Genomic DNA, 26738 nt, shown 5'->3' with positions numbered 1-26738 from the left:
ATGAATAAAGTTGAACGTATTAATACAATCATGCGGTATATTAATAACCGTGCCCACTTTACAATTTCTGAAATCATGCAAGAATTTAATATCTCTCGTTCGACCGCGTTTAGAGATATCAGAGAAATCGAGGCCATGGGGATGCCGCTTGTCGCCGAAGTTGGCAGGGATGGCGGTTATAATGTCTTAAACAACTCTGTACTTCCAACTGTTCGCTTTACTGATAATGAGATTAAAGCACTTTTTATAGCCTTTATGGCCACAAGAAATCAACAACTTCCATATTTAAAGAGTCGACAGTCTTTAGCTGAAAAATTACTTGGCCTTATTTCAGAAAATCAGCAAGAAGACCTTATACTTTTAAATCAAATCTTGCTTTTTGAAGGGACGAACCCGCATAATCCAGAGTTACTTGATTTATCGGATTTACCTGATCCTGTGATAGAAAAGCTTATTCAAATTCTTCTTTTAGATCGATATTTATTAATTACTGTCAAGGAAGATAAAATGACAAAATTTTATCCCATTTATCTCCTGCACCTTCATCATGAAAAGGGAAAATGGCTGATAGAAGGCTTTAACGTAATGGAGGAAGAAAGGATGATTTTCCCTGTCTCGAATCTCATCGACGTTAAGCCTGACCATACGAAAAATAGGATAAATAAAAGGAGAATTTTAGAAAAGCTTAGTAGACGCGATAAAGAGAGTAACCTTGTTATTGAGCTTGGTCCAAAGGCAATCGCACAGTTCAAAAAATACCATCCTTTAAAAGTTTCCATTTCCTATACAGATCCCTTCCAAACCACAGCCGTTCTAGAAACCTTCGTCAATATTAATAACGCCGAAGAGTTGACGGATATAACAAATTGGATTTCTTTTCTAGGCGAAGATATAAAAGTAAGGGAAGTGCCAAAAGAAGTCTTAAAAGGTTTACAAGAGAGATTATTCCTATACTGCCCATAGGAAGTGACAGCTAGACCGTTGATTTTAAAAGATCTATCTGGCTTTATTGAAATTTAGTTAATTACACGCATTTGCTAATCATTGTACTTTAAATATATATAAATTCGATCTGACTCATACAAGAATGTTAATAGACAACAAAATAAGAATCCTCAATTAGCCACATCACGATTAGATAGGATACCTAGAACGTTGATTTATTTGTGATTTGGGTGGTCTATTTATTAATATTTATTAACAAAAGTACTGTAAGTTTTTTTCAGTTTGAGGGAATTAATCATATTTTTTGCTAATATAGAATCATTAAGGTTCTGGTTTTATCTTCAATCGATTTTCCAATTAAAGGAGACGTAGTATGAAGGAACTTTATATAAAGCAGAAGGTATTAAGTCTAAGTGGTAAATTTACGGTAAAAGATCAGCAGGAGAAGGATGTCTATTATGTAGAAGGCAGTTTCATGCAAATTCCAAAGACTTTTTCCATTATGAATACTTCTAGAGAACAAGTCGCCATAATTACCAAGAAGGTGTTCAGCTTTTTACCAAAGTTTTTTGTGGAGGTAAATGGTCGAGAATTGTTAACGATTAAGAAGGAGTTTTCTTTCTTTAAAGCACGTTATACAATCGATGCGGCAGACATGGAGGTATATGGTAACTGGTGGGATATGGATTTTCAGATCTTACAACACGGTGTAGTTATAGGTAGAGTAAACAAGGAATGGTTCACTTGGGGAGATAGCTACAAGGTTCAAATTATGAATGAGGAAATGGAGGCTATTGTAATTGCGCTAGTGGTCGCAATTGATTGTGTGAAGGCTGACCAGGCAGCTGCTTCCTCCGCATCCACGTTTTAATGATTTTCCTCTGGGATTCTCCCATATACCTAAGTTTTATGAGAGAATATATTGATTAAAACAAAAAGACGGTAATCAAGCTCGAATATCGAGATTAATTACCGTCTTAGACTAGCAAAAGATACTCTGAGCATGTAGACAAATAAATAGTCTACATGCTCATGCTAATTCATCTTGTGTGCTAATAATGCTTCCTAATTGCGAATAGGTTAGGACCGAGTTCGTTAAAAGTAATAGCGATTAGTATTATAGCGATGCCTAACCACTGCAACGGTGTTACCACTTCGGACAATATAATACTTGCCGAAAGGATTGCAATAGGCAATTCAATGGATGTTAATATATTCGCGACTCCCCCCGAAACCAAAGGCGCGCCAGCTGCGAAAAATAATGGTGGTAGGACCGCTCCAAATAACGAAACCCCAATGGCGGTTACCAACAGGTTTTTCTCCAGTGGAAGTACTGTTGGGATGTCACGCATGAAGAGGACAAATACTAAAATCGTTGAGCCTGTTACCATCAAAGAACTCCGCGTTAATGGATCCACATTTACAGCGACCTTTCCACTGCAAAAAATAAATCCTGCATAGGTGAATGCAGATAAAATTCCGTAGATCAAGCCTTTATACGGCAGACCTTGTATGTCCCCATTCACGAAATTCGAAGCAAAAAAGACCCCTATTAAGATTAGAATGATGGACAATATAGTTACTGGCGCAGGTTTAATTTTGCTAAAAATCCATTCTAAAATGATGCCTATCCAAACGAATTGAAACATTAATATAATGGCCAACGAAGCAGGTAAATATTGCATCGAACCATAATAAAAAATACTAGTTAAACCGATAAAGCAACCGGTAATCATTATTTTAAGAACGTTCTTCTTGTTAAGCCCTTTGAAACTCGAGCGTTTAATTAGAGTTAGGGACCATAATAAAAAGAAGGAAATGACCATTTGTACGATATTGATTTGCCCAAGTGAGTAGCCAAAGCTAAATCCAAGTTTAGCAAATATCGGAGTAAAGCCAAAAAAGGATGCACCTAGTAATATATATATAACACCTTTATTTAATTTCATCGTATGACCTCCTTGATGTCAAGACACAACCGAACTATTATAACATATATAAGCATAAACTTGGTTCTACCTTAAATGCTTTACCAATGGAGTAAGTATGAAGAATGGACTTAGTTCTGGGTAGTGTTCCTGTGTAAGAAATAATAGTTTGATTGATACTTGAAAAGTTGGTATTGTTTTAAAGAATGAATAGGTTAATTAAAATAAAGATCTTTTATTGTCCAGGAGGACTAAATCATGGTAACAATTAAGGAAATAGCAGAAAGAGCAAAAGTTTCACGTACAACTGTTTCGAGGGTGATCAACAATTCGGGTTATGTCAGTGAGGATGCTAAAAAAAGAGTGTTGAAAGTAATTGCAGATACGGGATATGTACCGAATCAGTATGCCAAGTCACTGCGGACCAAAAGTACGAAAGTAATTGGCGTCATACTACCTAAAATCAGTACCGAAACTTCAAGCCGCCTCGTAAAAGGACTTGATGAAATTCTGTCAAAGGAAGGTTATCAGATACTTCTTACGATTACCAACCTGGATCCGAATAAAGAAATAGAGTATTTAAAGCTGTTAAAAAGCCGTAATGTGGATGGAATTATCTTGTCAGCAACCAATATCAACGAAGTATTAATCGAAGAAATTTACCAAGGAGAGGTCCCATTTGTAACGGTCGGTCAACATATAGCTGGATTAGCCAATGTCCTTTTTGATGATTACAGGGCTTCAAGGGATATGGTGAACTTATTTGTTGAGAAAGGTCATAAAAAAATCGCCTTTATCGGGGTGGATGAGCAAGATCATTCAGTAGGATATCTTCGGAAGCAGGGTTATTTGAATGGGTTGGAAGAATATGGTCTGACAGTTGAAGAAAAGTGGATTCAAAAAGGAAAATTTGATGTGGAATCAGGGTACGAATCCATGAAATCTATTATGGAAGATACAAAGCAAAAACCTTCTGCAGTACTAGCCGTAACAGATCGACTAGCAATTGGTGCGATAAGATATTTAGAGGGGATAGGACTTTCTGTTCCAAAGGACATAGCTGTAGCCGGAATGGGAGGGTCAGAGCTTTCTAAATATATTACTCCATCTTTAACCACTATCGATTTTTCCATTGAAGATGCAGGGCGAGAAGCAGCAAAGTTATTATTAACCCAGATAGATGGGAGCAGCTGCAAGGATGTCATTAGATTAATAGATCATAGACTTTTAAATCATTTTAGTATATAATACCAGTGTAATCGATTCCATACAGTCATCTGCGATTACACTTTATTTTTATCTAATGTGGAATCGATTCCATAGAAGCGGAAAAGGTATTTTTGGATAATGAAAGAGTGCTTTTTGAAATTATTTTTTCTGTTTAATGTAAGCGATTTCATGAGGAGGAAAGAGAGATGGAGGAAAATCGTAAAATAGCAAAAGAGGTTATTGAAGCTATTGGAGGGAAAGACAATATCCAATCGGTGGCTCATTGTGCTACGAGGCTTCGAATCATGGTAAATGACAAAGAGAAAATTAATCAAGAAAAAGTAGAAGACATTAACAAGGTTAAGGGAGCTTTCTTTAATTCTGGACAATATCAAATAATATTTGGAACTGGTACGGTGAATCGGATTTATGAGGAAGTATCCAAGCTTGGGCTCGAAACTAAGTCTGCTTCTGAACAGAAAGTGGAAGCGGTTAAGAGTGGCTCTAAATTTCAAAGGGCAATTCGAACGTTTGGGGATGTATTTGTTCCCATCATACCTGTCCTGGTAGCTACAGGATTATTCATGGGGCTTCGTGGTCTAATTATGCAGGAACAAATTCTTGCTCTATTTGGGTTAAACCCCGAGGATATTTCGGAGAACTTTATACTATTTACGCAAGTATTAACGGATACAGCGTTTATTTTCTTACCAGCTTTGGTTGCGTGGTCCACTTTTAGAGTATTCGGCGGAACTCCGATTATTGGTTTGATACTTGGGCTTATGCTTGTATCTCCTTCCTTACCTAATGCGTATGACGTAGCTGGAGGAAGTGCAGAAGCAATTACTATTTTAGGTTTTATACCTGTTGTAGGGTATCAAGGTTCTGTCATACCAGCATTTATTGCGGGTATTCTCGGTGCCAAGCTGGAAAGGATTATCAGAAAACGTGTACCAGAAGTATTGGATTTGATTGTGACACCGTTTTTAACTCTTTTGGTGATGATCATTTTATCATTGCTCGTTATAGGACCTATTTTCCATAGTGTTGAACAAGGTATATTAACGGTTGCAACAAGTGTTCTTTCATGGCCTCTTGGTATTAGTGGTCTATTAATTGGTGGTTTGAATCAGCTGATTGTAATCACAGGAGTACATCATGTATTTAATATGCTAGAGATTCAATTGCTTTCCGAATTTAAAAATAATCCGTACAACGCTATTGTGACTTGTTCTGTGGCTGCACAGGGTGGAGCGGCTTTAGCTGTAGGTTTAAAAACAAAATCTACGAAGTTAAAAGCACTTGCTTTACCATCATCATTCTCTGCATTCTTAGGTATTACTGAGCCAGCAATCTTCGGAGTAAACCTGCGCTATGGAAAGCCTTTTATCATGGGATTGATTGGGGGAGGAGTCGGAGGATTTTTGGCATCTCTTCTTGGCCTCAAAGCAACAGGAATGGCAGTAACAGTAATTCCAGGTATTCTACTTTATTTAAACGGACAGGTACTGCAATATATTCTTGTTAATGTAGTGGCTATTGCTGTTGCATTCGCCTTGACTTGGATGTTCGGCTATTCAGATAAGATGAAGAAGGAAATTGAACAATAAATAGTGGGAAAAGGCAAGTATCACTTGCCTTTTCTCTTTAGGATGTTGCAAAAGTAGAATCAGCACTATCAGTTGCTGAAAATACTGAGTAATGGCAGTATTTAAGAAATCAATTTCTAGGAGGTTTTGTTATGACTGAAAAAGAAACTCTCCTTACGCAAGAGGTTCAACGAGTAGTTAATAATTTTAAAAATAAGGTTATGCAAGACCCATATCGTTTGAAATTTCATCTTATGCCACCTGTTGGACTTATGAATGATCCGAATGGGTTGATCCAGTATGAAGGAGTCTACCATGTATTTTATCAATGGAACCCTTTTGATACCTCCCATGGTTCTAAATTTTGGGGTCACTATACATCTACAGATATGGTGACATGGAGTGAAGAACCAGTTGCTTTACTTCCTAGTGAAAGCTATGAAAAGAATGGCTGCTATTCAGGGAGCGCAATTGAAGTGGAAGGCAAGCTGTACTTATTTTATACGGGTAATGTAAAGTTGGAAGATGATTCACGAGAAACATATCAATGCCTTGCTGTTTCATCAGACGGTATCAACTTTGAAAAAAAAGGACCGATTCTTACTCTTCCAAAAGGCTATACGCCACATTTTCGTGATCCAAAGGTTTGGAAAAAGGAGAATCGATGGTACATGGTTCTCGGTGCTCAAACCTACGATGAAAAAGGGACAGTTGTTTTGTTTACTTCAGATAATCTCTATGACTGGCAAGAGGTGGGGCAAATTGCTGGATCAGGAATGCATGGCCTAAAAGAATTCGGCTATATGTGGGAGTGTCCTGATTTGATTAATTTAAACGGAAAAGACGTATTACTCGTTTCACCACAAGGAGTAAAGTCTTGTGGGCATTTATATCAAAATGTGTTTCAATCGGGTTATTTTGTAGGAAAACTTGATTATGAAAAAGGTAATTTTTCGCATGGACCTTTTACAGAACTCGATCGGGGCTTTGACTTCTATGCCCCTCAAACCTTCGAGACTTCTTCTGGAAGAACAATCTTATTTGCTTGGATGGGAATTACTGATGAAATGGAGGAGCATCAGCCGTCTATTTCGAATCACTGGGTGCATGCTTTAACCATCCCGCGCAACTTAAGTCTTCTAGAAGGCAAGATATATCAAAATCCTGTCGAAGAACTAAAAAAACTCCGTAAAAATCAGATAATAATTACAAATGAAGAAAATGCACTTTTAAATGGGTTAGAAATTAGCACAAGTGAATTGCTTTTAGAGCTACAAAATGAAAACAGCTATTTTAATATTTCATTTCGAAATGAAGCATCGCTTTGCTTTGACCCAAGCAAGCAGGAAATTAGATTGCAAAGGCGAAATATAAAGACAAACGCAATAGAATCTAGGACATGCAAAATAAAGTCAGTTAGGGAGCTTCAAATTCTTTTAGATCACTCATCCATTGAAATTTTCGTCAATAATGGTGAAGAGGTCTTTACAGCTCGCTATTTTCCAGAACCAAGAGATAAAACATTAACAATTCAATGTGATACAGACTTTAGATTGCACTATTGGGATTTGGAGTAAAGTTTAGCAGAAAGAGGTGGAATGATTGTACGGAGTTGTATGTTTGGGAGAGGCGCTAATTGATTTTATCCCACTTGATAGTGAAAATTTAACCTACCAAAAAGCTCCGGGTGGTGCACCAGCAAATGTTGCTGTCGGTGTTGCAAAGCTAGGGGGTAAATCGGTCTTTCATGGAAAGATTGGAAATGATGTGCTAGGGCATTTTCTTGTTGATACGTTGAATCGATATAGCGTTCAGACGACGTCCATGTTATTTACAGAGGAAGCAAAGACAGGGGTCACATTTGTAACATTGGATCCTTCCGGGGATCGTAATTTTAGTTTTTATATTAATCCTAGTGCTGACAGATTTTTGGAAGAAAAGGAACTAGATTATAAACTATTTGAAACGAATAAGATTCTTCATATTGGCTCTATTTCAATGATTAGTGAGCCTTCCAGGTCGGCAACCCTGAAGGCGATTGAGTTGGCCAAAGAAAAAGGAATGCTTATTTCCTATGATCCTAATCTCCGTTTGGATTTATGGAGTTCAAGTGAGATGGCAAAGGAAGCTATTATATCTACTATTCCAAGTGCAGATATTTTGAAAATTTCTGAGGAAGAACTCGAATTTTTGACAGGCTCGAATGATTTGGAAGAAGGAATAGCACAACTCCCTAACTTACCATTAATAATAGTTACTTTAGGTGAGAAAGGAAGTATTTATCGATTTAATAACCACACTGTTAAGGTTCCCGCTATAAAGAGCAAAGTAGTCGATACAACAGGAGCAGGAGATGCTTTTGTGTCTGGAATTCTCTATTTGATCAATGAGTCGGCTAAAGCGCTAAAAGATTTTACTGATAAGGAAATGAAAGAAGTCATTCAGTTTGGGAGTATTTCTGGAGGTCTAGCAACTACTAAAAAAGGTGCCATGACAGGATTGCCGAGTTTACAGGAAATTAGAGTCCATTTAAAGGACTTTAAATAAAATGAGAGGATGTGTACATATCGTGTGTACACATCTTTTCTGTTATATAACGGTAGATTTAATTTACAAACTAAAATAAACAAAATATTCGTAATTTAATAGTGAATTAATGTTAAAATGGTATATGAGGAATAATTCACTATGTTTGGTAGGGAGTGGAATAATTTGAGCAGGATGTTAAAAACACTATTTATTTTAGAAAAAACGGATAAGAAAAACATTTTTGCCTGTCTAATTGTAGCTCTTTGTATTATTGGAGTGGTTGTTTATGGAAATGCAACAGAGTTAGGCAATCCAATTAAAGAAAAATCAGGTGAATCACTAGCAGTAAAGGTAGCTTTAAATAAATTTCAAATTGTCGATGCCAGTGAATCTGGAGTTGGAAGCGATATATATAAAAATATCGTCAAACAGTATTACACTTATCCAAAACAGGGGATGGCGCTGAAAATGGAGCGTCCAAAATTATATATAGAAACAGCAATAGAACTATCAGAATTACGAAAACAAGCATTTGAAATGGATGGTTATGAGCTGATAGCCGGAAATCTGCCATCCAAAATAGAGAATGAAATGGATTCCTCCTATTATCAATATTTAAAAGAAAATGATTTAGTAATATCTTTCGGCTCGCTTAGCTTCTACCCATTTTTAGCATTTTTGTTTAGTGTAGTAGGATCAGTTTGGTTTGTTCTAATCTGTATCTACTCATCAAACATTATGATAGATGACTTCCGACATACTTCTCTTATTAAAGGCTATCCTATTACTTTTACTAAGTATGTATTATCGAAATGTATGACATCGATGGGAATTGTTTTTATTTTCATTATCGAGCTCATTGTATGTTGTTTACCGTTAATCTATTTTAAAGGATGGGGACAGGCTTCTTATCCTGTAGCCGTATTTAACGGAGAAGTAACGATTTATCCAATTTACAAATACATAGCAGTTTCGATCGTTTATATGATTTGTTTGGCGGTTTTCGCCATTTTATTATCCGTAATTTTAAATGTACTTTTAAAAAATGTCTATTTAACTATATTTGTACAGATTATCCTTGTCGTAATTCCTATATTGTTCCCAGTGATAATTAAGCTTCTACCTTTTAACCCATTTAACTATGTTAACTTTCCAAGTGTCTTAAATGGAGACTCCCTGAATTTAGCTACTCCCGTCGCGCTAAATAGCAATGCAGGGTTGCTCTATTTGTGTATTAGCATTGTATTGCTGATGGCCATTATTAAATGGTTTTTATCGACAGGTAAGCTTCAGAAAATTTAGGGGGTCGAGCACATGTGGGCTTATTTTAAATGGGAGTTTAGACAATTTTTTACGAATAAGAAAAACATAGCAATATATGTGATTCTACTTTTTTTGGCATTGTATTTCGCGTTAAAAGTTGCACCACTCTACGAACCTATTGAAAAAGCAGATGTAGCAGAAATGGAAGCACGTTATAAAACGAGAGAAGATTTTATCAAAACTGCAGGAAGTCGAGCATATGTACACCCTGCAGTGGGCTATGCACTTGCTATATTCCCTCAATGGAATGAATTGGATAAAGCAAGAGTCGAGGCAATTGGCAATAAGGATTATTTAAAATATGTGGAAGCAACAGCAGAATGGTACTTGTATTCTGATGCAATAATCGCAAATAGTGGTGAATTCTTCTATAACCCACTCTATTACACTTATGGCAATGACTTTGGTCATGCGGATGGACATTATGGTTATGGCTATACAGGTAGTAGATTTTCCGGATATGTAGGAGAGAATCCGGAGCTTTCAATGGAGTTATTTGAAGAAAAAACAGCTCTACAAACGTTGCAACGTTTATTAAATGACTATTTACCAATTGTATTTTTTATAAGTTGTATCTTTTTATCTGTAGATATTGTATTGAAAGATCGTCGTAATCCTAGTGTATTAAAAGGATTTCCAATTGCTGATTGGAAAAAGCTATGTGTTAAAGGAATAATTGCTTTTATAGGAAGTGTTATGTCTTTCATTCCTCTTTGTGTAGGTTTTGTTCTTATCGGATTACAAAACGGCTTTGGTAATCTTTCACTCCCGGTGCCTATTTATTCTTACATAGAAAAAACCTTTACGAATATTTCGATGGGTACGTTTATTTTGAAGAATGCTTTGTTCATTAGTGTTTGGATTCTATTCTTTATAGTTATCATTTTGTTCCTAAGTCTAATTGTGAAGGCTGAATTTATTAATTTATTTGTTAGCCTTAGTGTGATAGCCGCTGAGTGGCTTTATTCTGATCGAGGGATGGGAGCTTATTCAGATATAGAGCGCTATCCAACCTCTTTTGTACAAGTAGGGCAAATTATTTCGGGTTATAAAAACTTTATTTATGAATCGCAGCACTTAACCTATCAAAATGGATTAATAATTGTAGGAGGTTGCACGCTTATCATTATGATATTGATATTAATTGTGAGTCAGTCTAAAAGATTTAAGTTGATAGCATAAGGAAATGGTGATGAGTATGTTGGAATTGAAACATATCGGTGTCCAATTTGTAGATAACCAAGTATTAAAGGAAATTTCGATTACATTCCAACCAGGAGAGATTATCGGTTTTGTGGCTCCAAATGGAACAGGAAAATCGAAGCAGATGAATGTATTTATCACCGAATAAGGGTAAGCGCTTTTACTAAGTATGTATTAGCGAAATGTATTACTTCGATGGGGATTGTTTTTATTTTCATTACAGAGCTTATTAATGTAGTTTGCCGCTAATCTATTTTGAAGGACTAGGGCAGGCATCATATCCAGTAGCCGTTATTAAAGGGGAAGTAACGATTTATCCAATTTACAAATACATAGCAGTTTCAATTGTTTATATAAATTGTTTAGCTGTTTTTGCAATACTATTATCTGTAATTTTAAATGTACTATTAAAAAACATTTATTTAACACTATACTTGTACAGGTTTCTCTTGTCGTAATTCCTATTTTTCCCCAGGACTAATCAAGCTTATACCGTTTAATCCATTTAACTATGTTAAATTTCCAAGTGTCTTAAATGGATATTCTCTGAATTTAGTTACTCCCGTCGCACTAAATTGTAATGCTGGGTTGGTCTATTTGTGTATTAGCATTGCATTGCTAATGGCTATTATTAAATGGTTTTTATCGACAGGAAAGCTTCAGAAATTATAGGGGGTGGATGAAATGTGGAGTTATTTTAAATGGGAATTAAGACAATTTTTTACGAATAAGAAAAACATAGCTCTGTATGTAATTTTACTTTTTTTGGCTTTATACTTTGCGTTAAAAGTAGCACCTGCTTATGAGCCTATTGAAAAAGTAGATGTAGCAGAAATGGAAGCACGTTATGAAACGAGAGATGATTTTAACAGAAGCGTAGGAGGTAGGAAAAATAAACATACTGAAGTGGTCTATGCGCTTTCGATATTCCTTCAATGGAATAATTATGATAAAGCAAGAATAGAAGCAATTGGTGAGAAGGATTATATAAAATATGCGAAAGCGACAGCAAAATGGTATAGGTATTCGGATGAATATATCGTTAATAGTAAAGAATTATTCTACAACCCCCTCTATTACAGCTATGACAATAATTTTGGTCATGCCGATGGACATTATGGTTATGGTTATACAAGTAGTAGATTTACTGGATATGTAGAGGGAAATTCAAAGCTTTCAATTGAGCTGTTTGAAGAAAGAACTGCTCTCCAAACGTTGCAACGTTTGTTAAATAGTTATTTACCGGTTGTATTGTTTATAAGCTGTATCTTATTTTCTGTAGATATTGTATTGAAAGATCGTCGTTACCCAAGTTTATTAAAAGGATTTCCAATTGCTGATTGGAAAAAACTTTATATGAAAGGGCTAGTTGCTTTTTTAGGAAGTATTATGGCATTCATTCCTCTATGTGCAGGTTTTATAATTATTGGGTTAGAAAATGGCTTTGGTGATTTTTCACTCCCGGTGCCTATTTATTCTTACATAGAAGAAACCTTTACAAATATGACGATGGGCACATTCATTTTGAAAAATACTTTGTTCATTAGTGTTTGGATTCTATTCTTTATAGCTATCATTTTGTTCCTAAGTCTAATTGTGAAGGCTGAATTCATTAATTTATTTGTTAGCTTTATCGTGATAGTGGCTGAGTGGCTTTATTCTGATCGAGGGATGGGAGCCTATACAGATATAGAACGCTATCCAACCTCTTTTGTACAAGTAGGGCAAATTATTTCGGGTTATAAAAACTTTATTTATGAATCATGGCATTTAACCTATCAAAATGGATTAATAATTATAGGAAGTTGCACGCTCATCGTGATGATATTGACATTAATTGTGAGTCAGTCTAAAAGATTTAAGTTAATAACATAAGGAAGGGTGAAAGATATGTTGGAATTGAAACATATTGGTGTACAATTTGGAGATAAACAAGTATTAAAGGATATATCGATTACATTCCAACCAGGGGAGATTATCGGTTTTGTAGCTCCAAATGGAACAGGTAAGTCGACGCTGATGAATGTAATAATGAACTATTTATCACCAAACCAAGGTAAGGTAATTTTAAATAAGGAACTACAATATTCCAGTAAAGCAAACGAAGTGAAGATACATAAAGATGTATCAATGATGCCTGACCAAAGTGATTTATATAATCATGTATCTGGTAAGAACCATCTGAAAATCTATCAGGCAATGTGGAATAGTGATCCGAAACTTATAGACGATACAATAGTAAAACTTGGTATGGAATCCTATGTGAAGAAAAAGACAGGAACATATTCTTTAGGGATGCGGCAGCGGTTATGCTTTGCGATGCAAATCGTTTCTAATACGCAAGTAATGCTGATGGATGAAGTAATGAATGGCTTGGATCCAACACATGTGGAGCTAATATCTCAAATTCTTTTACAAAAGAAAGCGGAAGGTAAAACAATTATCATTGCCTCTCACTTATTGGAAAATCTAGAGCAATATGCGGATCGAATATTCTTTATGAAAAATGGTGAACTTAAGCTAGTGGATGAATTGGCATCTGATTTTAACGAGAAAAAAGTAACGACGATTCGCGTATCTAACTTTTCACAGAAGCACCTGGAAGCCTTTAAGAAACAATTTACAGAACTAGAAGTAAAGATGTTGCCAAATGGTAAAACGCTTATTGATGTAAGTGAGCATAAAACAGCTGTATTAGGTCACATCACTCAGTATCTAATCTCTCAAGGATTGATTGATTTTAGTTTTGGAAAGGTGACTTTAAATGATTTATATTCGATGGAGTACCAGCAAAAGTAGAGCCAGATGAAATGGGGAGATAAAATCACAGGGGTACACACGATTTTTTAAGTAACTCTTGTGATTTTTTCGTTTGACTTGGATTAACCGGAAATATCTACAAAATGACAGTAGAACTATATTAGGCTATAATTAAAAACATTGTGATCACCCTTTAACTATTTGAAAGGGGTTTTTTTGTGATTAAATTACATAATGTCAGTAAAAGTTTTTCAACATTCCAAGCCATTAAATCTGTGTCATTAACGATAGATAAAGGCGAGATCCACGGAATTATCGGGGCAAGTGGAGCAGGGAAATCCACTTTATTGAGGCTAATGAATTTGTTGGAAATGCCAGATGCCGGAGAAGTAGAAGTGAACGGTCAAAGGTTAACCAATTTGCGGAGCAAAGAACTTCGACAGGCTCGAAAAAAAATAGGGATGATTTTTCAGCATTTTAATCTAGTGGCAAATAAAACTGTTTATGAAAATGTTGCCGTTTCCTTAGAGCTGGCTAACATTCCAAAGAAAGAACAAAAGAGTCGCGTGCTAGAGTGTCTTCAATTTGTTGGTTTGGAGAAATTAATAGAACAATATCCAGCGCAGTTAAGTGGCGGACAAAAGCAGCGAGTTGCAATTGCAAGGGCTTTAGCGAATAATCCGCAAGTTTTGTTATGTGATGAACCCACATCCTCTCTAGATCCTAATACAACCGCTGAAATATTATCAGTATTAGAAAATATTAGTAAGAGCCTTGGTGTTACAATTGTCATTGTCAGTCATGAGATGGAAGTGATTAAAAGCATATGTAATAGAGTAACTGTAATGGCGATTGGAGAAATCTATGACACCGTATCAATGGAACCAAACAGAATTCACATGATAGATAATAGCCCCAGCTACTTTGTAGAGCAATTAAAAAAGAATGGTGAGATGAGCGATGCCTGATATATTAGTCCAATATGAAGCTGAAATTTGGATGTCGATTGGTGAAACCTTTATAATGGTTGGTGCCTCTATCGTTGCTGCGGTATTATTAGGTCTCCCCGTTGGAACGTTACTTTTCCTTTGTCGTAAGGGTCAGGTGCTTGAGAATCGATTCGTCTTTTCTATTTTAAATTTAATTGTGAATATTATCCGTTCTTTTCCGTTCTTATTATTAGTTGTTTTTTTAATACCCTTTACAAGGTTAATCATAGGGACAGCTATTGGCACATCGGCTGCAATTGTCCCTTTATCGATAATTGCCATTGCGCATTATTCACGACTAGTGGAGCAATCATTACTAGACGTACCAAAGGGTGTGTTGGAAGCGGCCATTTCCATGGGTGCTTCTGTTAGGGAAATTATCTTTAAATTTCTTTATGTAGAGACTAGATCTGGTCTAGTTCTTGGATTAACGACATCGATTATTAGTTTTATTTCCTATTCGACGATTATGGGAGTTGTTGGAGGTGGTGGTATAGGTGATTTTGCTATACGATATGGATACCAACAATTTAAAACAGATTTAATGATTTATATGATTGTTATTATGATTATTTTAGTACAGCTCATTCAATTTGTTGGTACGACTGTAGCAAGAATGATTGATAAGAGATAGACAACAGGAGGAAAACATGAAGAAATTACTTTTATTATTAACTATTTTTTTATTCATTTTAGCTGGGTGTAGTCAAGAGAAAGAGACGACTGGTAACGAAAAAGCGCAGGACAATGCTCAAGAAGTGATTACATTGAAGGTAGCATCATTAATACCCCCAATGACGGAAATTCTAGATATTGTTAAACCAAAGCTAGCAGAGCAATCTATAAATCTGGAAATGGTTGTTTTAGGAGATAATGTTCAGCCAAACACTGCTCTAGCAGCTGGTGAAGTAGATGCAAACTTCTTCCAACATGTTCCTTATATGGAGCAGTTCAATAGAAGCAACGATGCAAATTTAGTTCCGATTGTTCCTATCTATTTTGCGAATTATGGTACATATTCAAAGGAATACAATTCGATGGATGAATTACCGGAGGAAAGTGTTATCGCTATTGCGAACGACATTTCCAATATCGATCGTTCGTTAACATTGTTAGCTCAACATGGAGAAATCACTTTAAAAGAAAAAACAGATAATTATTATACGATTGCTGATATTGTAGAAAATCCAAAAAACTATAAGTTTGCAGAAGTAGACTTACTAATGCTAGCGAGAATGTATGATGATGCAGATGCGGTAATCATGACTCCAGCTTATGCAGCACCACTAGGGTTGACACCAAAAAGTGATGCACTTCTCACAGAAGGATCAGAAAATGACTTCGCCATTACGCTTATAGCTCGTAAAGATAATGCCGAGTCAGAGGCAATTCAAAAACTAGCAGAAGCTATGACGAGTCCTGAGGTACGTGAGTTTTTAGAAAAAAATTATGAAGAAACTGCAATACCAGCGTTCTAATAGATAGAAGGGCTATTCCAATTGTTTTACAATACGAATGGCTCTTTTGTTTGAAGAAATATAATCAGCAATAATACTACGCGGTTAAATTCCCTTTTAAATCGCTTACAAATAGCTTATAATTAACAGATAATAGAAGATAGATTATCAATAAAGTTTTGATGATTTATGCTATGGTTAAGATAGAAATAAAAAAGATGTATTCCTGTAATTCAACTTGACATATTGTTATGCCTAAGTAGTATACATCCTTTATACAAATATACGGAGTAAGGAAGGTTAATATGAACAAGATAGAAACAGAAACAGAAGTTATCTTAATAGGTGCCGGAATTATGAGTGCTACTTTGGGAACATTATTGAAGGAACTAAAACCAGAGTGGAAAATTAAAGTATTTGAGAAACTCGATAAAGCAGGAGAAGAAAGCTCTAACGAATGGAATAATGCCGGAACAGGGCATGCAGCACTATGTGAGTTAAATTACACTTCAGCTAATCCAGATGGAACTATAGAAATTAAAAAAGCGATCAACATTAATGAACAGTTCCAGCTTTCTATGCAATTTTGGTCTTATCTTGTAAAAAGTAAGCTATTAAAAAATCCAAGTGACTTTATCATGTCATTACCTCATATGAGTATGGTGCAGGGAGAAGACAATGTAGCTTTTTTAAAGAAACGCTTTGAAGTAATGTCTAATAATCCTCTATTCGAAGGAATGGAATTTTCGGATGATCCAGAAAAACTAAAGGAATGGATTCCGCTTATCATGCAAGATCGTCCAGCAAATGATGTTATTGCAGCTACTAAAATTGACACTGGAACAGACGTTAACTTTGGAGCATTAACACGTATGATGCTTGAACACCTAAAAAATCAAAATGTTGATATAAATTACAATCATAGTGTGGAAAATCTTAAAAGAACTAATGACGGCAAGTGGGAAGTGAAAGTGAAGAATGATGCTGAAGGTAAAATCGAATACCATACAGCAAAATTCATCTTCATCGGAGGTGGAGGCGGAAGTCTTCATTTGCTTCAAAAGTCTGGTATTCCAGAAGGAAAACATATTGGAGGATTCCCGGTAAGTGGATTATTTTTAGTATGTAACAAGCCAGAAATTGTCGAGCAACACCATGCAAAAGTATACGGAAAAGCTAAGGTTGGTGCTCCACCGATGTCCGTGCCACATTTAGATACGAGATTTATCGACAATAAAAAATCGTTATTATTTGGACCGTTTGCTGGTTTCTCACCAAAGTTTTTAAAAACCGGATCGATGTTGGATTTAGTAACTTCCGTTAAACCAGATAACCTAACAACTATGCTGGCAGCAGGTGCAAAAGAAATGTCCTTAACAAAATACTTGATACAGCAAGTTATGCTATCAAAAGAAAAACGTATTGAAGAATTACGTGAGTTTATTCCGAATGCTAAATTAGAGGATTGGGATACAGTAGTTGCAGGTCAGCGTGTACAAGTTATCAAAGATACAGAAGCTGGTGGTAAAGGTACACTACAATTTGGAACAGAGATTGTTACGGCAGCTGATGGTTCAATCGCCGCATTGCTAGGTGCATCTCCAGGTGCATCTACCGCTGTACATGCCATGATTGAGATACTTAATAGATGCTTCCCGCAACAAATAGAGGAGTGGGAACCAAAAATTAAAGAAATGATTCCTTCCTTTGGCGTATCGTTAATGGAAAACCCGGAGCTTCTGCAAGAAGTTCATGCTTCAACTGCAGAAATACTTGGTCTAAACAAACAAGAGCATGTCTATAGTTAATTCTTTAAATTCACTTTATAAAAAATAAAAAGTAGAATCTTTAATCTGTCCATAGATAGATTAAAGATTCTTTTTTTATTTCTAGGACCATAATAGCAAAATACAATAAGAAAACATCTTATGTAAATTAATATCGTTGAATTGGACAAGATACTCTATGAGGAGTACATTTTGTGTATTTCTTAAGAGATCTCAATGAGGAGGACAGTTATGCCAAATGTAGAAGTGAAATGTGCTGTATCAAATTGTATTTTCCATGCAGAAGGGAATTTTTGTGGTGCTGAAAAAATTGAAATAGATATGGATTACCATGCAAACCACAAGAGTACTGAGTTTGCTTCTGAATTCGATTACCGCTCCATTTCTGAAGAAGCAAGTCATTCTGCAGATACGTGCTGTAAAACGTTCAAATCTAAAGATGAAGACATAAAATAGTATTAGTTCTATTAATGCTAAAATAGTGTCCAATCAATTAGGTAACATATTGGCAGCATTGATCTAAACATTGGGATGGAGGGACTAAAGGGAATAATCTCTTTAGTCCCTTTTTACAAGGAAATTAATAAACGGTTATATCAAAAAAGAAGAATGCTTAAAATACTTAGCATCCTTCTTTTGCAGTACCTATTTAAAGTACGGAATTTTTTTCATTACTACACAAACTGGAATGGCTACACAGAGGCCAACAATATTTTGTACAATGTTTCCAGGTATAGAGGCTGCTGGTACAATCCAACTTTTAAATATGATTGCTTCTCCAAGATAATAGACACCTAGCATAAAAGGAATTGAAACAATCGTTGCAATTAAATTGAGTGCTAAACTACTGCCATTGCGCCCCTTGGACCAAGCAATTTTACCAACGATATATCCTTGCAAGCCTCGTGCTAAAACCGTAATTGGTGTCCATAAAATCCAAGGACCTACTAAGTCGAATAATCCCATTCCAACTGCCCCAGCAATAGCACCTTTTTTAGGACCAAATAAAATAGAAGAGATAAAGAGTACAGCCGTTCCAAGATGAACTAAACCACCATTTGCTGTGATTGGTAATTTAATGTTTAACAAAACTGTAGCAACGAAGACAAGTGCAATTAACATAGATGTAATGATTAAATCGAAAGTACGTACTTGGGAATAACTTGTTGTTTTTTGCATTGTTAATACCTTCCTTTTCAAATTACTTTTAAGAGTTAATAATTACATTAGCAAGGAATTGGTGTTTTTAAAAGTATCAATTTAACGAAAATTATAGTGGTCAGTTTTTAAAGAAATCGGTAAATGATATGTATTTCTAAACAGTCTAAGATTAAAAGTGGGCTGTTTCATTAATTTTCAATGAAAGAGGACTTTTAAATTGAATATCGAATTAGAATAAGAGGTAAAACAATCGAGTCTTATAAGAATTAGGGGAAAAACATATGACAACAACTTATGTAAAGTGGGGAGAAGCAACAGTCAAATTAACTTGGAAATCCGGTATGCATCCTTCCCAAGACCATTTTGTTACCAGTGTGCATGGTTTTTGTTTTTATAAAGAGCAGATACTTTTAGTAGATTTAAACCACAGAGGATGGGATTTTCCAGGAGGTCATATGGAAGGAAATGAGACTTCTGAAGAATGTTTTAAAAGGGAAGCTATGGAAGAGGGATATGTCACTGGTGATTGCCAATTAATTGGATCAATAATTGTGGATCATACACAAAACGAATTATGGGATGAAAAAGGTAAATATCCTAAAATTGGGTACCAGGTATTTTATAGAATGGATATTGATATATTGCATCCTTTTAATGCAGAATATGAATCTCATCAAAGAATCTTAATTTCTAGTGATAAAGTAGCGGATTATTATCAAGACTGGCATGAATTATATCAAGAAATATTAGTAGAAGCTTCTAATTTAAATAGTAATCGGAGAAACTAAAATGGTTTGTCCGGGCTCTTTAGCATGAAGATATAGATTTTGCAGACTTAGGAAGGATTAGAAGAAGTACGAACATATTTTTCTAAGTGAAAGATTAAAGTAGAATTCCTAAAGAGAACAGATTTACTTAAAAATGATAAAATTAAAACTTTTGATCTTCTGCTGAGAGGAACATAGGTTATGGAAAAGAAAATAAAAATTGAGAAATACAATTCTGAGTGGGAAAAAACATTTCGTTGTTTATCCTCTATTTATCAAAGGAAATTAGGAGATTTAATTCTCTCTGTTGAACATGTAGGTAGCACTTCGGTAAAAGGATTAAGCGCTAAACCAATAATCGATATCGATATTGTCATCAAAAATAAATACCTCCTTCCTCCTGTGATAAAGGGACTCGATGAATTAGGTTATTTTCATGAAGGAGATTTGGGAATTAAGAACAGAGAAGCCTTTGCCAGGACCAATCAAAATGTCCCAAAAGACAATGAAGGTACAATATGGATGGAACATCATTTATATGTATGTCTTCAAAGTAGTGAAGAATTGAAGCGATATCTAATTTTTAGAGATTATTTACGGGGAAATATTGAAGCTGTACGTGCATATGAAAGATTAAAAAGAGAATTGGCTAGAAGTACAAATGACAGAGAAACTTATACGCAGGGAAAAGGAGATTTTATAGAATCAATCTTAAAAAAATTTCAAAAAGTTAACGACTAAGGAAAAGTTGAAATAAGGGGGAGTAATGTGAACTACAGGTGGGAATCTTGTCCCCAGGAAATAAGAGTATTTGTATTCAATTTACTAACTAAGACACAGATAATTATAGAAGACCGGTTGATTGGTTGTTATTTACATGGTTCACTAGCGATGGGAGGATTTAATCCAGACAGTAGTGATATTGATTTAATAATTATAACGGAAAATCCGCTAACGGTTAAAGCCATGAGAAGGTTAGCTGTTCTTTATTTGGAGAATTCAAATCGTCCTTATCCGATAGAGGTTAGCTTTTTAAATGCTTCCCAACTGGATAACTGGAGCTTTCCTACACCCTATGATTTTCATTACAGTGAGTATTGGCGAAAACGATATGAGGATGAGATAAAAAAAGGAACAGCACTCTATTTGAATGGTGATGAAAAAAAGGATGGAGATTTGGCTGCACACATTATGATGTTAAATCATCGTGGAGTATGCATAGCAGGAAAGCCAATAAGACATGTTTTCCCTTCGATACCTCAGTCAGATTTTCTTACCTCCATTTTAAGGGATTATGAAGACTGTTTAAACAATATTGAACATGAACCGATTTATTGTATTCTTAATTTGATTAGAGTTTATTGGTATTTAAAAGATGAGAATATTTCCTCCAAGCAAGAGGCAGGGAAGTGGGGGGCATCGCATCTTCCACCAAAGTTTCATTCACTCATTCACCAGGTTGCGGAAGCGTACGCCTCTAACTCTAATGCTCCCTTTGACAAAAACAATTTACTAAAATTTAGAGATTATTTAAGTAAAACTGTTAAAAGCCTATTAAATTGAAAATAGATGCCTCACATGTTATTTGTTCATTTTTAATATTTTTGGAGCATAAAAACCTATAAAAGGAAGTGAACAATATTATTAGTAAAGCTGCTCCATATATTTTAGTTATAGATCTATTTTGTATAGTGTTGGATGGACTTTGGATAATAGAGTCTTATGAAACAATTGACTCTTATCCTAGAGAAGCAATTGTTTATTTAGTAGTAGGTGTATGTTTTTTGGTCGTTTCTTACTTGTTGTTCCAATTTAAAAGTCCTCAAAATCTAGTCATACAGAACGATCAGGTTAAACAGAGAGATAATCGGGTGTATATTCGTAAAATATGGGACAATGGTGAAAAGTTGAGTGGAAGGTTTTTAGTATTTACCTTGCTTGTTTTGGTGATTATTTCTATTTTTAATTTTGCCCTAGCTGTTCGTTTATTATTACCGCTGCTATTATGTGGAATGGTTGTAGTAGCTTTTCTCTATTCGATGTATCATGACGATTTAGATATGGATATGGATGAGGAAGAAAAATTAAAACCAAAAACCGCAAAAGTTCGAAAACTTATGAGCTTAATAGATTATAGAAGGCATTGCTTTAGCTTGTCCTTGCTTCTATTTATAGTAATAGTTTTATCTTACATAATAACGAAAGGGCTTGGCTATACATTTACTGAAATAAGTGGTGGTATGAATGTAATGACTTTAGAAGGTGGAATGTATTGCTTATCTGGACTTATTTTTTTGTGTGGGTTCGTCTATATCATCCATCACGTGGACTTTTTAGGAGTTCGACAGGCAAAACAGAGTTATGAAAAGGTATTAAGAATCCATTTTATAGAACTCATTTTTGTGGGAATAGTCTTCTTTATCTGGTTAATATCTTTAGTGTTTGGCAAGCAGATTACATAATTGAGGTAAACTAACAGATTCGAAAAGACAGAATACCCGATTTTTGGGCCACATGATGCTGTTCGGTCAGTCTAAGTTCGCGACATGATGTCGCGACGACTGACTTCCAAAACATAAGTACTTGCGTTTTTCTTGAAATTTTATAAATACAGTCCTGCTAAAAATATTCCTAGTACCTCTTCATAAATTTCATCAAATTGGGAAAGTGGCAGCGGATTTGTTCCTGTGCCGAGTTCAACAGTAAATCCTGGTCTGCGCCAGTCCTGGATAAACCAGTCTTTATAGCCCGCGTAGCTATCGATGGTTTGTACAGGCTCGTATCCACTGACTCTACTGAACTCTAAAGCCATTGCTTCGGACTCTGGTGGTTCAAGGTTTTCAAATCCCCAATAGATAACTTCTCCTTGTGTGTGAAATGCTAGCACTCTGGCAAAATCACGACTCCTTGTCAAATCTGCCATTGCAATTGCTTCTGGCTCCGATAATGGGCTTTCTCCTCCATAGTCTCTCGGACCTGGTTCTTTGGGATTACGTGCTCGTTCTAATTCCCAATTTGCAGGAAATTGATCATTCAAATCGACCCCTCGAATATTTGCTTTCCATCCGGAAAAATCAGAGCTGCCATTATTCCATGCAATCACTTTACTTTTCCAAGGGCTTTCATCCGGAAGTCCATTTATTACGAGATCCACTCCATCTGGGTTAACCATTGGAACTAGGGACAATGAGGTTTGTAAATACAACGGGAATGTATCAAGTCCTCGAATCCCAGTTTGGTTAGTTAAGGACAATGCGTAATCATTTAAAAAGGTTAATAGGACAGGTGTCGTAATCCATTCATTTGCATGAAAGGAAGCATTATAATGAACTCTTTCTTCTCCACTACCTATTAAAATTTCGGGTATAGGTCGATTTTCAACTGAATTACCAATCGAAGATACCAATAAGAATGGATAAACAGTTTGTAATTGCCTAATGTCATTCATCATCGTACTGTAATCATAATTTTGTTTTCCATCCACAATTCTCCAAGTTACTCTTACGGGAACGTTAATTGTCTGTCCGATTTGTAGTCGCATTGGATTAAGTGCAGGATTAATAAGAAAGAGTGCATCTAGTGGAAGGTTTCTGCTAGTGGCAATAGACCATAAGGAGTCTCCCGATTTAATTTGATACGGAGTTGTTATATAACCTGGTATTTGAATACGTACACCTACCGATAGTAGCTGAGGATTAATATTCTGGTTAGAATCAATAATAAGTTTAAAAGGAATTTTGAATAATTGACTATAATACCAAAGAGAATCCCCGGGTCTAACGTATACATCCATGTCGTTCCCTCCTTTCATTGAAAAGTACGATCATAAAAGTATATGAGAATAATCCTGAATTAGTGAGTCCAGTAGTAACGAGCATAAGTAAAAGCACACCGACTTCGATGTGCTTTTAGATGATTATTCTTTTCTCACAATAAAGCTTAAATGCCGTCCTGCTTGTTTATCCTCTCGATAAGAGAAACCATCTGGGCTTATAAATGTACAGGTTCGATCAATGGTAATTTGGTCTGAAGGAATTCCTGCAAGCTCACATTGTTTTTTCACAGTTAATTGGTTATCAATATGATATTTGTTAGTAGATTCCTTATAATATATAAAGTCATTGGCATAGCCTAAGTTTTTAAATTTTACATATACATCCTCGTCGACCTCGAATTTCTCTTGGCTTAGTGCAGCTCCTATTTGAACGTGGAAGTCACCCGGATTACAATTTTCCACCTCTATTAGATGGTTGAACAGCTTCGGGGTAATTTCTTTTATCGTCCCTTGCCAGCCAGAGTGAACGACACCAATAAGACCATTCACATTATTGTAAAGGATAACTGGAACACAATCTGCGGTAAAGCTAGATAGAATAATATTTGGTTCAAAAGTATACAAGGCATCTGTATCAGGTATAGCGGTATCCTTCGTTTTGGCACCACGTCCCTTATCTTCAAGTGTTACTCGATGGAAATGATCGCTATGGGTTTGATTGGCACACACGAAATAATCGATTTCTCTCGATAGAGTTGTTGCTAGTTTTTTACGGTTTTCTAAGATGCGCACAGGATTTGTACACACATGAAGGGCCATATTTCCCTGTTCTGATTCCTTTGGATCCTTCATCGTCATTCCTGCGATTATCTTTTCATTGTTTACATACATTTTTATATTCATATCATCACCTAAATTCACTATATAGCAGTGTGTTTTAAATGTATAGAAAATACAATGTGATCAATATGGTCTTCGTCTATGGTTGAGCTGATAAATGTTATACTCATACTATTAAATACATCCATATAGGAGAGTTTTATGGTTTTTAAACGACATCAATTAGTCACTAATAAATGGAGTGTACTGATTTTAACGATATTAATCACTGTAATTGCTAGCGAATTTAAAGTAATTCCTTTTAATGGGGAGGATTTCCGTTTTGGATTAGGAAGTGCTGCTTTTTTCTTTCTTCTGTTGATATATCCGCCGACATCTTATATCTTAACTGGTTTTTTAACAGGAGTTGTTGTTGTAGTTGTACGAATTGCGGAAGATATGATATTTACAGGAGATGCTTTTTGGTTAATACTAGGGAATCATTTACCCGCTTTTCTATTTTATTTGCTATTTGGAGCTGGTTTAAGTGTTATACGTTTAGAACGATTCAAAAAGACCCCTCTACATCTGGGAGCGATTGCCACAGCACTGGAGTTTACAGCGAATAGTGTGGAGAATATTGTTCGTTATTTGTTATTAAGCAATTTACATTTTGAATTGCAGGAATGGATGTTATTAGCATTAGTAGCCATTTTTAGAAGTTATTTTGTAGTGGGTTTATATAGTTCTATTGTCATAATGGAACAAAATAAACGTGTGCAAGAAATGTTAGAGGTTGGCTCGAATTTATACGCGGAAACACTTTATCTACAAAAATCGATGAATCATATTGAGCAAATTACTGCCTCTAGCCATGATTTATACCGTAAATTAAAAAGTCAGGAGCATCTTGCTTTAAGTACCCAAGCTTTGAAGATTGCCCAAGAAATTCATGAGGTTAAAAAGGATTCACAACGTATTTTAGCAGGACTGCAGAAAATCACAAAAGCTAAAAGAGAGAAGTACTATTTTCTTTCAGAGGTTGTACAGCTTGTTATTCAAGCTAACGAAAAATACAGCGAATTACTAAAGAAAGAAATTGTTATTCACTGTATTTTTTCAATCGATTTTGAGACAGAGCAACAAATTCCGTTGCTGGCACTATTGAATAATATATGTGCAAATGCAGTAGAAGCTATTGCATCTACTGGTGAAATTGATATAGCTGTTTATGAAGAGTCAGACAAAACATGGTTTATTATCAAAGATACTGGAAAAGGTATATCTATAGATGATCAGTCAATTGTCTTTGAACCAGGCTATACAACTAAGTTTAATGATTCAGGAGTAGCTGCAACAGGTATTGGGCTCTCACATGCAAAAGAAATTATTACTACATTGGAAGGCAAAGTACAAATTGAATCATCCGATAAAGGCGCTGTTTTCAAAATAAATATTCCAACGAAAAACATAAGAAGGTGAGGAGAAATAGTGCGTTATTATATTGTAGATGATGATTCAGCAAGTCGAATGATGCTAAAAAAAATTATAGTGGACGGTCAGTTAGGGTTAGTTATTGGTGAAGCAGAAAACGGAGGGAAAAGTATAGCTCCTATACTCAGTACATTACCAGATATAGTCCTGATTGACTTGCTAATGCCAGATTTAGATGGAATCGAAACAATTGAAAAATTAAAAAGTCAAGGATTCGAAGGCCAGTTTATAATGATTTCTCAAATTGTAAATAAAGAAATGGTAGGAGAAGCCTATAAAAAAGGTATTGAGTTTTTTATACATAAACCAATTAATAAGGTAGAGGTTCAAACTATATTACAGAAAACAGCAGAACAATACCGATTAAGGGATTCACTTTTAACGATAAAAGAATCTTTGGCAAGCTTTGCTACTGCAAAGCCAGCTCTAAAAAAGCCAAGTGAATTAGTTAGAACGAAGCTAAATGACATGGGGATAATTAGTGAGGTCGGCAGCAATGATCTAAAAGAGATAATAGAAATGCTCGTCTACGAAAACAATGAACCGAACACTTTTCCACCTTTAATAGATATATACGAATCTCTAGCGAAGAGACATAATGCAGAAGATATAAAAAAAGAAATGAAAGCAATTGAGCAAAGACTTCGAAGAACTATATTAGCTGCAATCCAACATATTGCTACAATTGGTTCAATTGACTATACAAGTAGAGAATTTGAGCATTATGCACCGCGATATTTTGAATATCAAGAAGTTCGAAAATTGATGATTGAGGTAGGAGAGAATCGATTAAATTCTTCCAAGATAAAGGTCAATATTAAGAAGTTTATACAGGTATTATATTTAGAAGTGCTAGAGAGCTATAAGAATATTAAAAAAACCTCACTTTAAACATGGCTCGTACAGTTGTTAATGTTGTAAGAAATGCATTAGCTACGGTTGTTATGGCTAAGTGGGAAGGTCATTCACAAAGAGGAAGAGTATTACCTTTCTTTAGAAGAAG

The 26738-nt window shown here is 35.4% G+C and carries 26 protein-coding genes; 22 read left to right on the top strand and 4 right to left on the bottom strand.

Annotation, left to right across the window (positions count from 1 at the left end):
* On the top strand, positions 1-963 hold the full coding sequence (locus tag ACIQX2_RS17210) for a helix-turn-helix transcriptional regulator (protein ID WP_402853178.1): 963 nt from the start codon (positions 1-3) through the stop codon (positions 961-963).
* 355 nt (positions 964-1318) lie between these two features.
* Positions 1319-1816: an LURP-one-related/scramblase family protein gene (locus ACIQX2_RS17205; protein ID WP_402853175.1), complete on the top strand. Its 498-nt coding sequence runs from the start codon at positions 1319-1321 to the stop codon at positions 1814-1816.
* Between the two features lie 181 nt (positions 1817-1997).
* Here ACIQX2_RS17205 and ACIQX2_RS17200 read toward each other — a convergent pair whose 3' ends face one another.
* The gene (locus ACIQX2_RS17200; RefSeq protein WP_402853172.1) at positions 1998-2894 is read right to left on the bottom strand and encodes an EamA family transporter; all 897 of its coding nucleotides are present in this window, start codon (positions 2892-2894) and stop codon (positions 1998-2000) included.
* A 237-nt stretch (positions 2895-3131) separates the two neighbouring features.
* Between ACIQX2_RS17200 and ACIQX2_RS17195 the strand changes: the two genes are divergently transcribed.
* The 14 genes from ACIQX2_RS17195 (at position 3132) to ACIQX2_RS17130 (ending at position 18175) form a co-directional block, all read left to right on the top strand.
* Positions 3132-4121 carry a LacI family DNA-binding transcriptional regulator gene (locus ACIQX2_RS17195; RefSeq protein WP_402853169.1) on the top strand — a complete coding sequence of 330 codons (990 nt, stop codon included), beginning with the start codon at positions 3132-3134 and terminating at the stop codon, positions 4119-4121.
* A 167-nt stretch (positions 4122-4288) separates the two neighbouring features.
* Positions 4289-5692 carry a sucrose-specific PTS transporter subunit IIBC gene (locus tag ACIQX2_RS17190; protein WP_402853167.1) on the top strand — a complete coding sequence of 468 codons (1404 nt, stop codon included), beginning with the start codon at positions 4289-4291 and terminating at the stop codon, positions 5690-5692.
* A 131-nt stretch (positions 5693-5823) separates the two neighbouring features.
* The gene (locus tag ACIQX2_RS17185; protein ID WP_402853165.1) at positions 5824-7248 is read left to right on the top strand and encodes a glycoside hydrolase family 32 protein; all 1425 of its coding nucleotides are present in this window, start codon (positions 5824-5826) and stop codon (positions 7246-7248) included.
* Positions 7249-7273: 25 nt separating this feature from the next.
* Positions 7274-8218, top strand: coding sequence for an aminoimidazole riboside kinase (locus ACIQX2_RS17180; RefSeq protein WP_402853162.1), 945 nt, complete (start codon positions 7274-7276; stop codon positions 8216-8218).
* 165 nt (positions 8219-8383) lie between these two features.
* On the top strand, positions 8384-9502 hold the full coding sequence (locus ACIQX2_RS17175; protein WP_402853159.1) for an ABC transporter: 1119 nt from the start codon (positions 8384-8386) through the stop codon (positions 9500-9502).
* A 12-nt stretch (positions 9503-9514) separates the two neighbouring features.
* Positions 9515-10705, top strand: a complete 1191-nt coding sequence (locus ACIQX2_RS17170) for an ABC transporter permease (RefSeq protein ID WP_402853156.1) — start codon at positions 9515-9517, stop codon at positions 10703-10705.
* Positions 10706-10715: 10 nt separating this feature from the next.
* The gene (locus ACIQX2_RS17165) at positions 10716-10874 is read left to right on the top strand and encodes a hypothetical protein (RefSeq protein WP_402853153.1); all 159 of its coding nucleotides are present in this window, start codon (positions 10716-10718) and stop codon (positions 10872-10874) included.
* Between the two features lie 536 nt (positions 10875-11410).
* A complete protein-coding gene (locus ACIQX2_RS17160) occupies positions 11411-12601 on the top strand; it encodes an ABC transporter permease (RefSeq protein WP_402853150.1) in 1191 nt (396 codons plus the stop codon).
* 15 nt (positions 12602-12616) lie between these two features.
* Positions 12617-13525, top strand: coding sequence for an ABC transporter ATP-binding protein (locus ACIQX2_RS17155; RefSeq protein ID WP_402853148.1), 909 nt, complete (start codon positions 12617-12619; stop codon positions 13523-13525).
* A 179-nt stretch (positions 13526-13704) separates the two neighbouring features.
* On the top strand, positions 13705-14454 hold the full coding sequence (locus ACIQX2_RS17150) for a methionine ABC transporter ATP-binding protein (protein WP_402853146.1): 750 nt from the start codon (positions 13705-13707) through the stop codon (positions 14452-14454).
* Positions 14447-15109 carry a methionine ABC transporter permease gene (locus ACIQX2_RS17145; RefSeq protein WP_402853144.1) on the top strand — a complete coding sequence of 221 codons (663 nt, stop codon included), beginning with the start codon at positions 14447-14449 and terminating at the stop codon, positions 15107-15109. The genes ACIQX2_RS17150 and ACIQX2_RS17145 overlap by 8 nt, the downstream gene beginning before the upstream one ends.
* A gap of 16 nt (positions 15110-15125) precedes the next feature.
* Positions 15126-15953, top strand: coding sequence for a MetQ/NlpA family ABC transporter substrate-binding protein (locus tag ACIQX2_RS17140; RefSeq protein ID WP_402853141.1), 828 nt, complete (start codon positions 15126-15128; stop codon positions 15951-15953).
* Positions 15954-16237: 284 nt separating this feature from the next.
* Positions 16238-17740, top strand: a complete 1503-nt coding sequence (locus tag ACIQX2_RS17135; RefSeq protein WP_402853139.1) for a malate:quinone oxidoreductase — start codon at positions 16238-16240, stop codon at positions 17738-17740.
* Positions 17741-17950: 210 nt separating this feature from the next.
* Positions 17951-18175: a DUF1540 domain-containing protein gene (locus ACIQX2_RS17130; protein ID WP_402853136.1), complete on the top strand. Its 225-nt coding sequence runs from the start codon at positions 17951-17953 to the stop codon at positions 18173-18175.
* A gap of 189 nt (positions 18176-18364) precedes the next feature.
* On the opposite strand, the gene ACIQX2_RS17125 is transcribed toward ACIQX2_RS17130, so the two are convergent.
* The gene (locus tag ACIQX2_RS17125; protein ID WP_402853133.1) at positions 18365-18898 is read right to left on the bottom strand and encodes an ECF transporter S component; all 534 of its coding nucleotides are present in this window, start codon (positions 18896-18898) and stop codon (positions 18365-18367) included.
* 263 nt (positions 18899-19161) lie between these two features.
* Between ACIQX2_RS17125 and ACIQX2_RS17120 the strand changes: the two genes are divergently transcribed.
* From ACIQX2_RS17120 to ACIQX2_RS17105, 4 genes are all read left to right on the top strand, one after another.
* On the top strand, positions 19162-19668 hold the full coding sequence (locus ACIQX2_RS17120) for an NUDIX hydrolase (protein WP_402853131.1): 507 nt from the start codon (positions 19162-19164) through the stop codon (positions 19666-19668).
* Between the two features lie 180 nt (positions 19669-19848).
* Entirely contained in the window at positions 19849-20388 is a 540-nt protein-coding gene (locus tag ACIQX2_RS17115; protein ID WP_402853128.1) for a GrpB family protein, read from the top strand.
* A 27-nt stretch (positions 20389-20415) separates the two neighbouring features.
* Positions 20416-21210 (top strand): aminoglycoside adenylyltransferase domain-containing protein, encoded by a 795-nt coding sequence (locus tag ACIQX2_RS17110; protein WP_402853125.1) that lies wholly within the window; start codon positions 20416-20418, stop codon positions 21208-21210.
* 68 nt (positions 21211-21278) lie between these two features.
* Positions 21279-22109: a hypothetical protein gene (locus ACIQX2_RS17105; protein ID WP_402853122.1), complete on the top strand. Its 831-nt coding sequence runs from the start codon at positions 21279-21281 to the stop codon at positions 22107-22109.
* A gap of 140 nt (positions 22110-22249) precedes the next feature.
* Here ACIQX2_RS17105 and ACIQX2_RS17100 read toward each other — a convergent pair whose 3' ends face one another.
* The gene (locus ACIQX2_RS17100) at positions 22250-23440 is read right to left on the bottom strand and encodes a M14 family metallopeptidase (RefSeq protein WP_402853120.1); all 1191 of its coding nucleotides are present in this window, start codon (positions 23438-23440) and stop codon (positions 22250-22252) included.
* Positions 23441-23563: 123 nt separating this feature from the next.
* Positions 23564-24325: a peptidoglycan editing factor PgeF gene (gene pgeF / locus ACIQX2_RS17095; protein WP_402853117.1), complete on the bottom strand. Its 762-nt coding sequence runs from the start codon at positions 24323-24325 to the stop codon at positions 23564-23566.
* A 138-nt stretch (positions 24326-24463) separates the two neighbouring features.
* Between pgeF and ACIQX2_RS17090 the strand changes: the two genes are divergently transcribed.
* Together ACIQX2_RS17090 and ACIQX2_RS17085 are read left to right on the top strand one after the other, a co-directional pair.
* A complete protein-coding gene (locus ACIQX2_RS17090; protein ID WP_402853114.1) occupies positions 24464-25723 on the top strand; it encodes a sensor histidine kinase in 1260 nt (419 codons plus the stop codon).
* 9 nt (positions 25724-25732) lie between these two features.
* Entirely contained in the window at positions 25733-26626 is an 894-nt protein-coding gene (locus tag ACIQX2_RS17085) for a response regulator (protein WP_402853112.1), read from the top strand.
* Positions 26627-26738 lie beyond the last annotated feature (112 nt).

It is taken from the genome of Psychrobacillus sp. NPDC096623, assembly GCF_044762655.1.
Lineage (GTDB): Bacteria > Bacillota > Bacilli > Bacillales_A > Planococcaceae > Psychrobacillus.
This window is presented reverse-complemented; position numbering and strand designations above follow the sequence as displayed.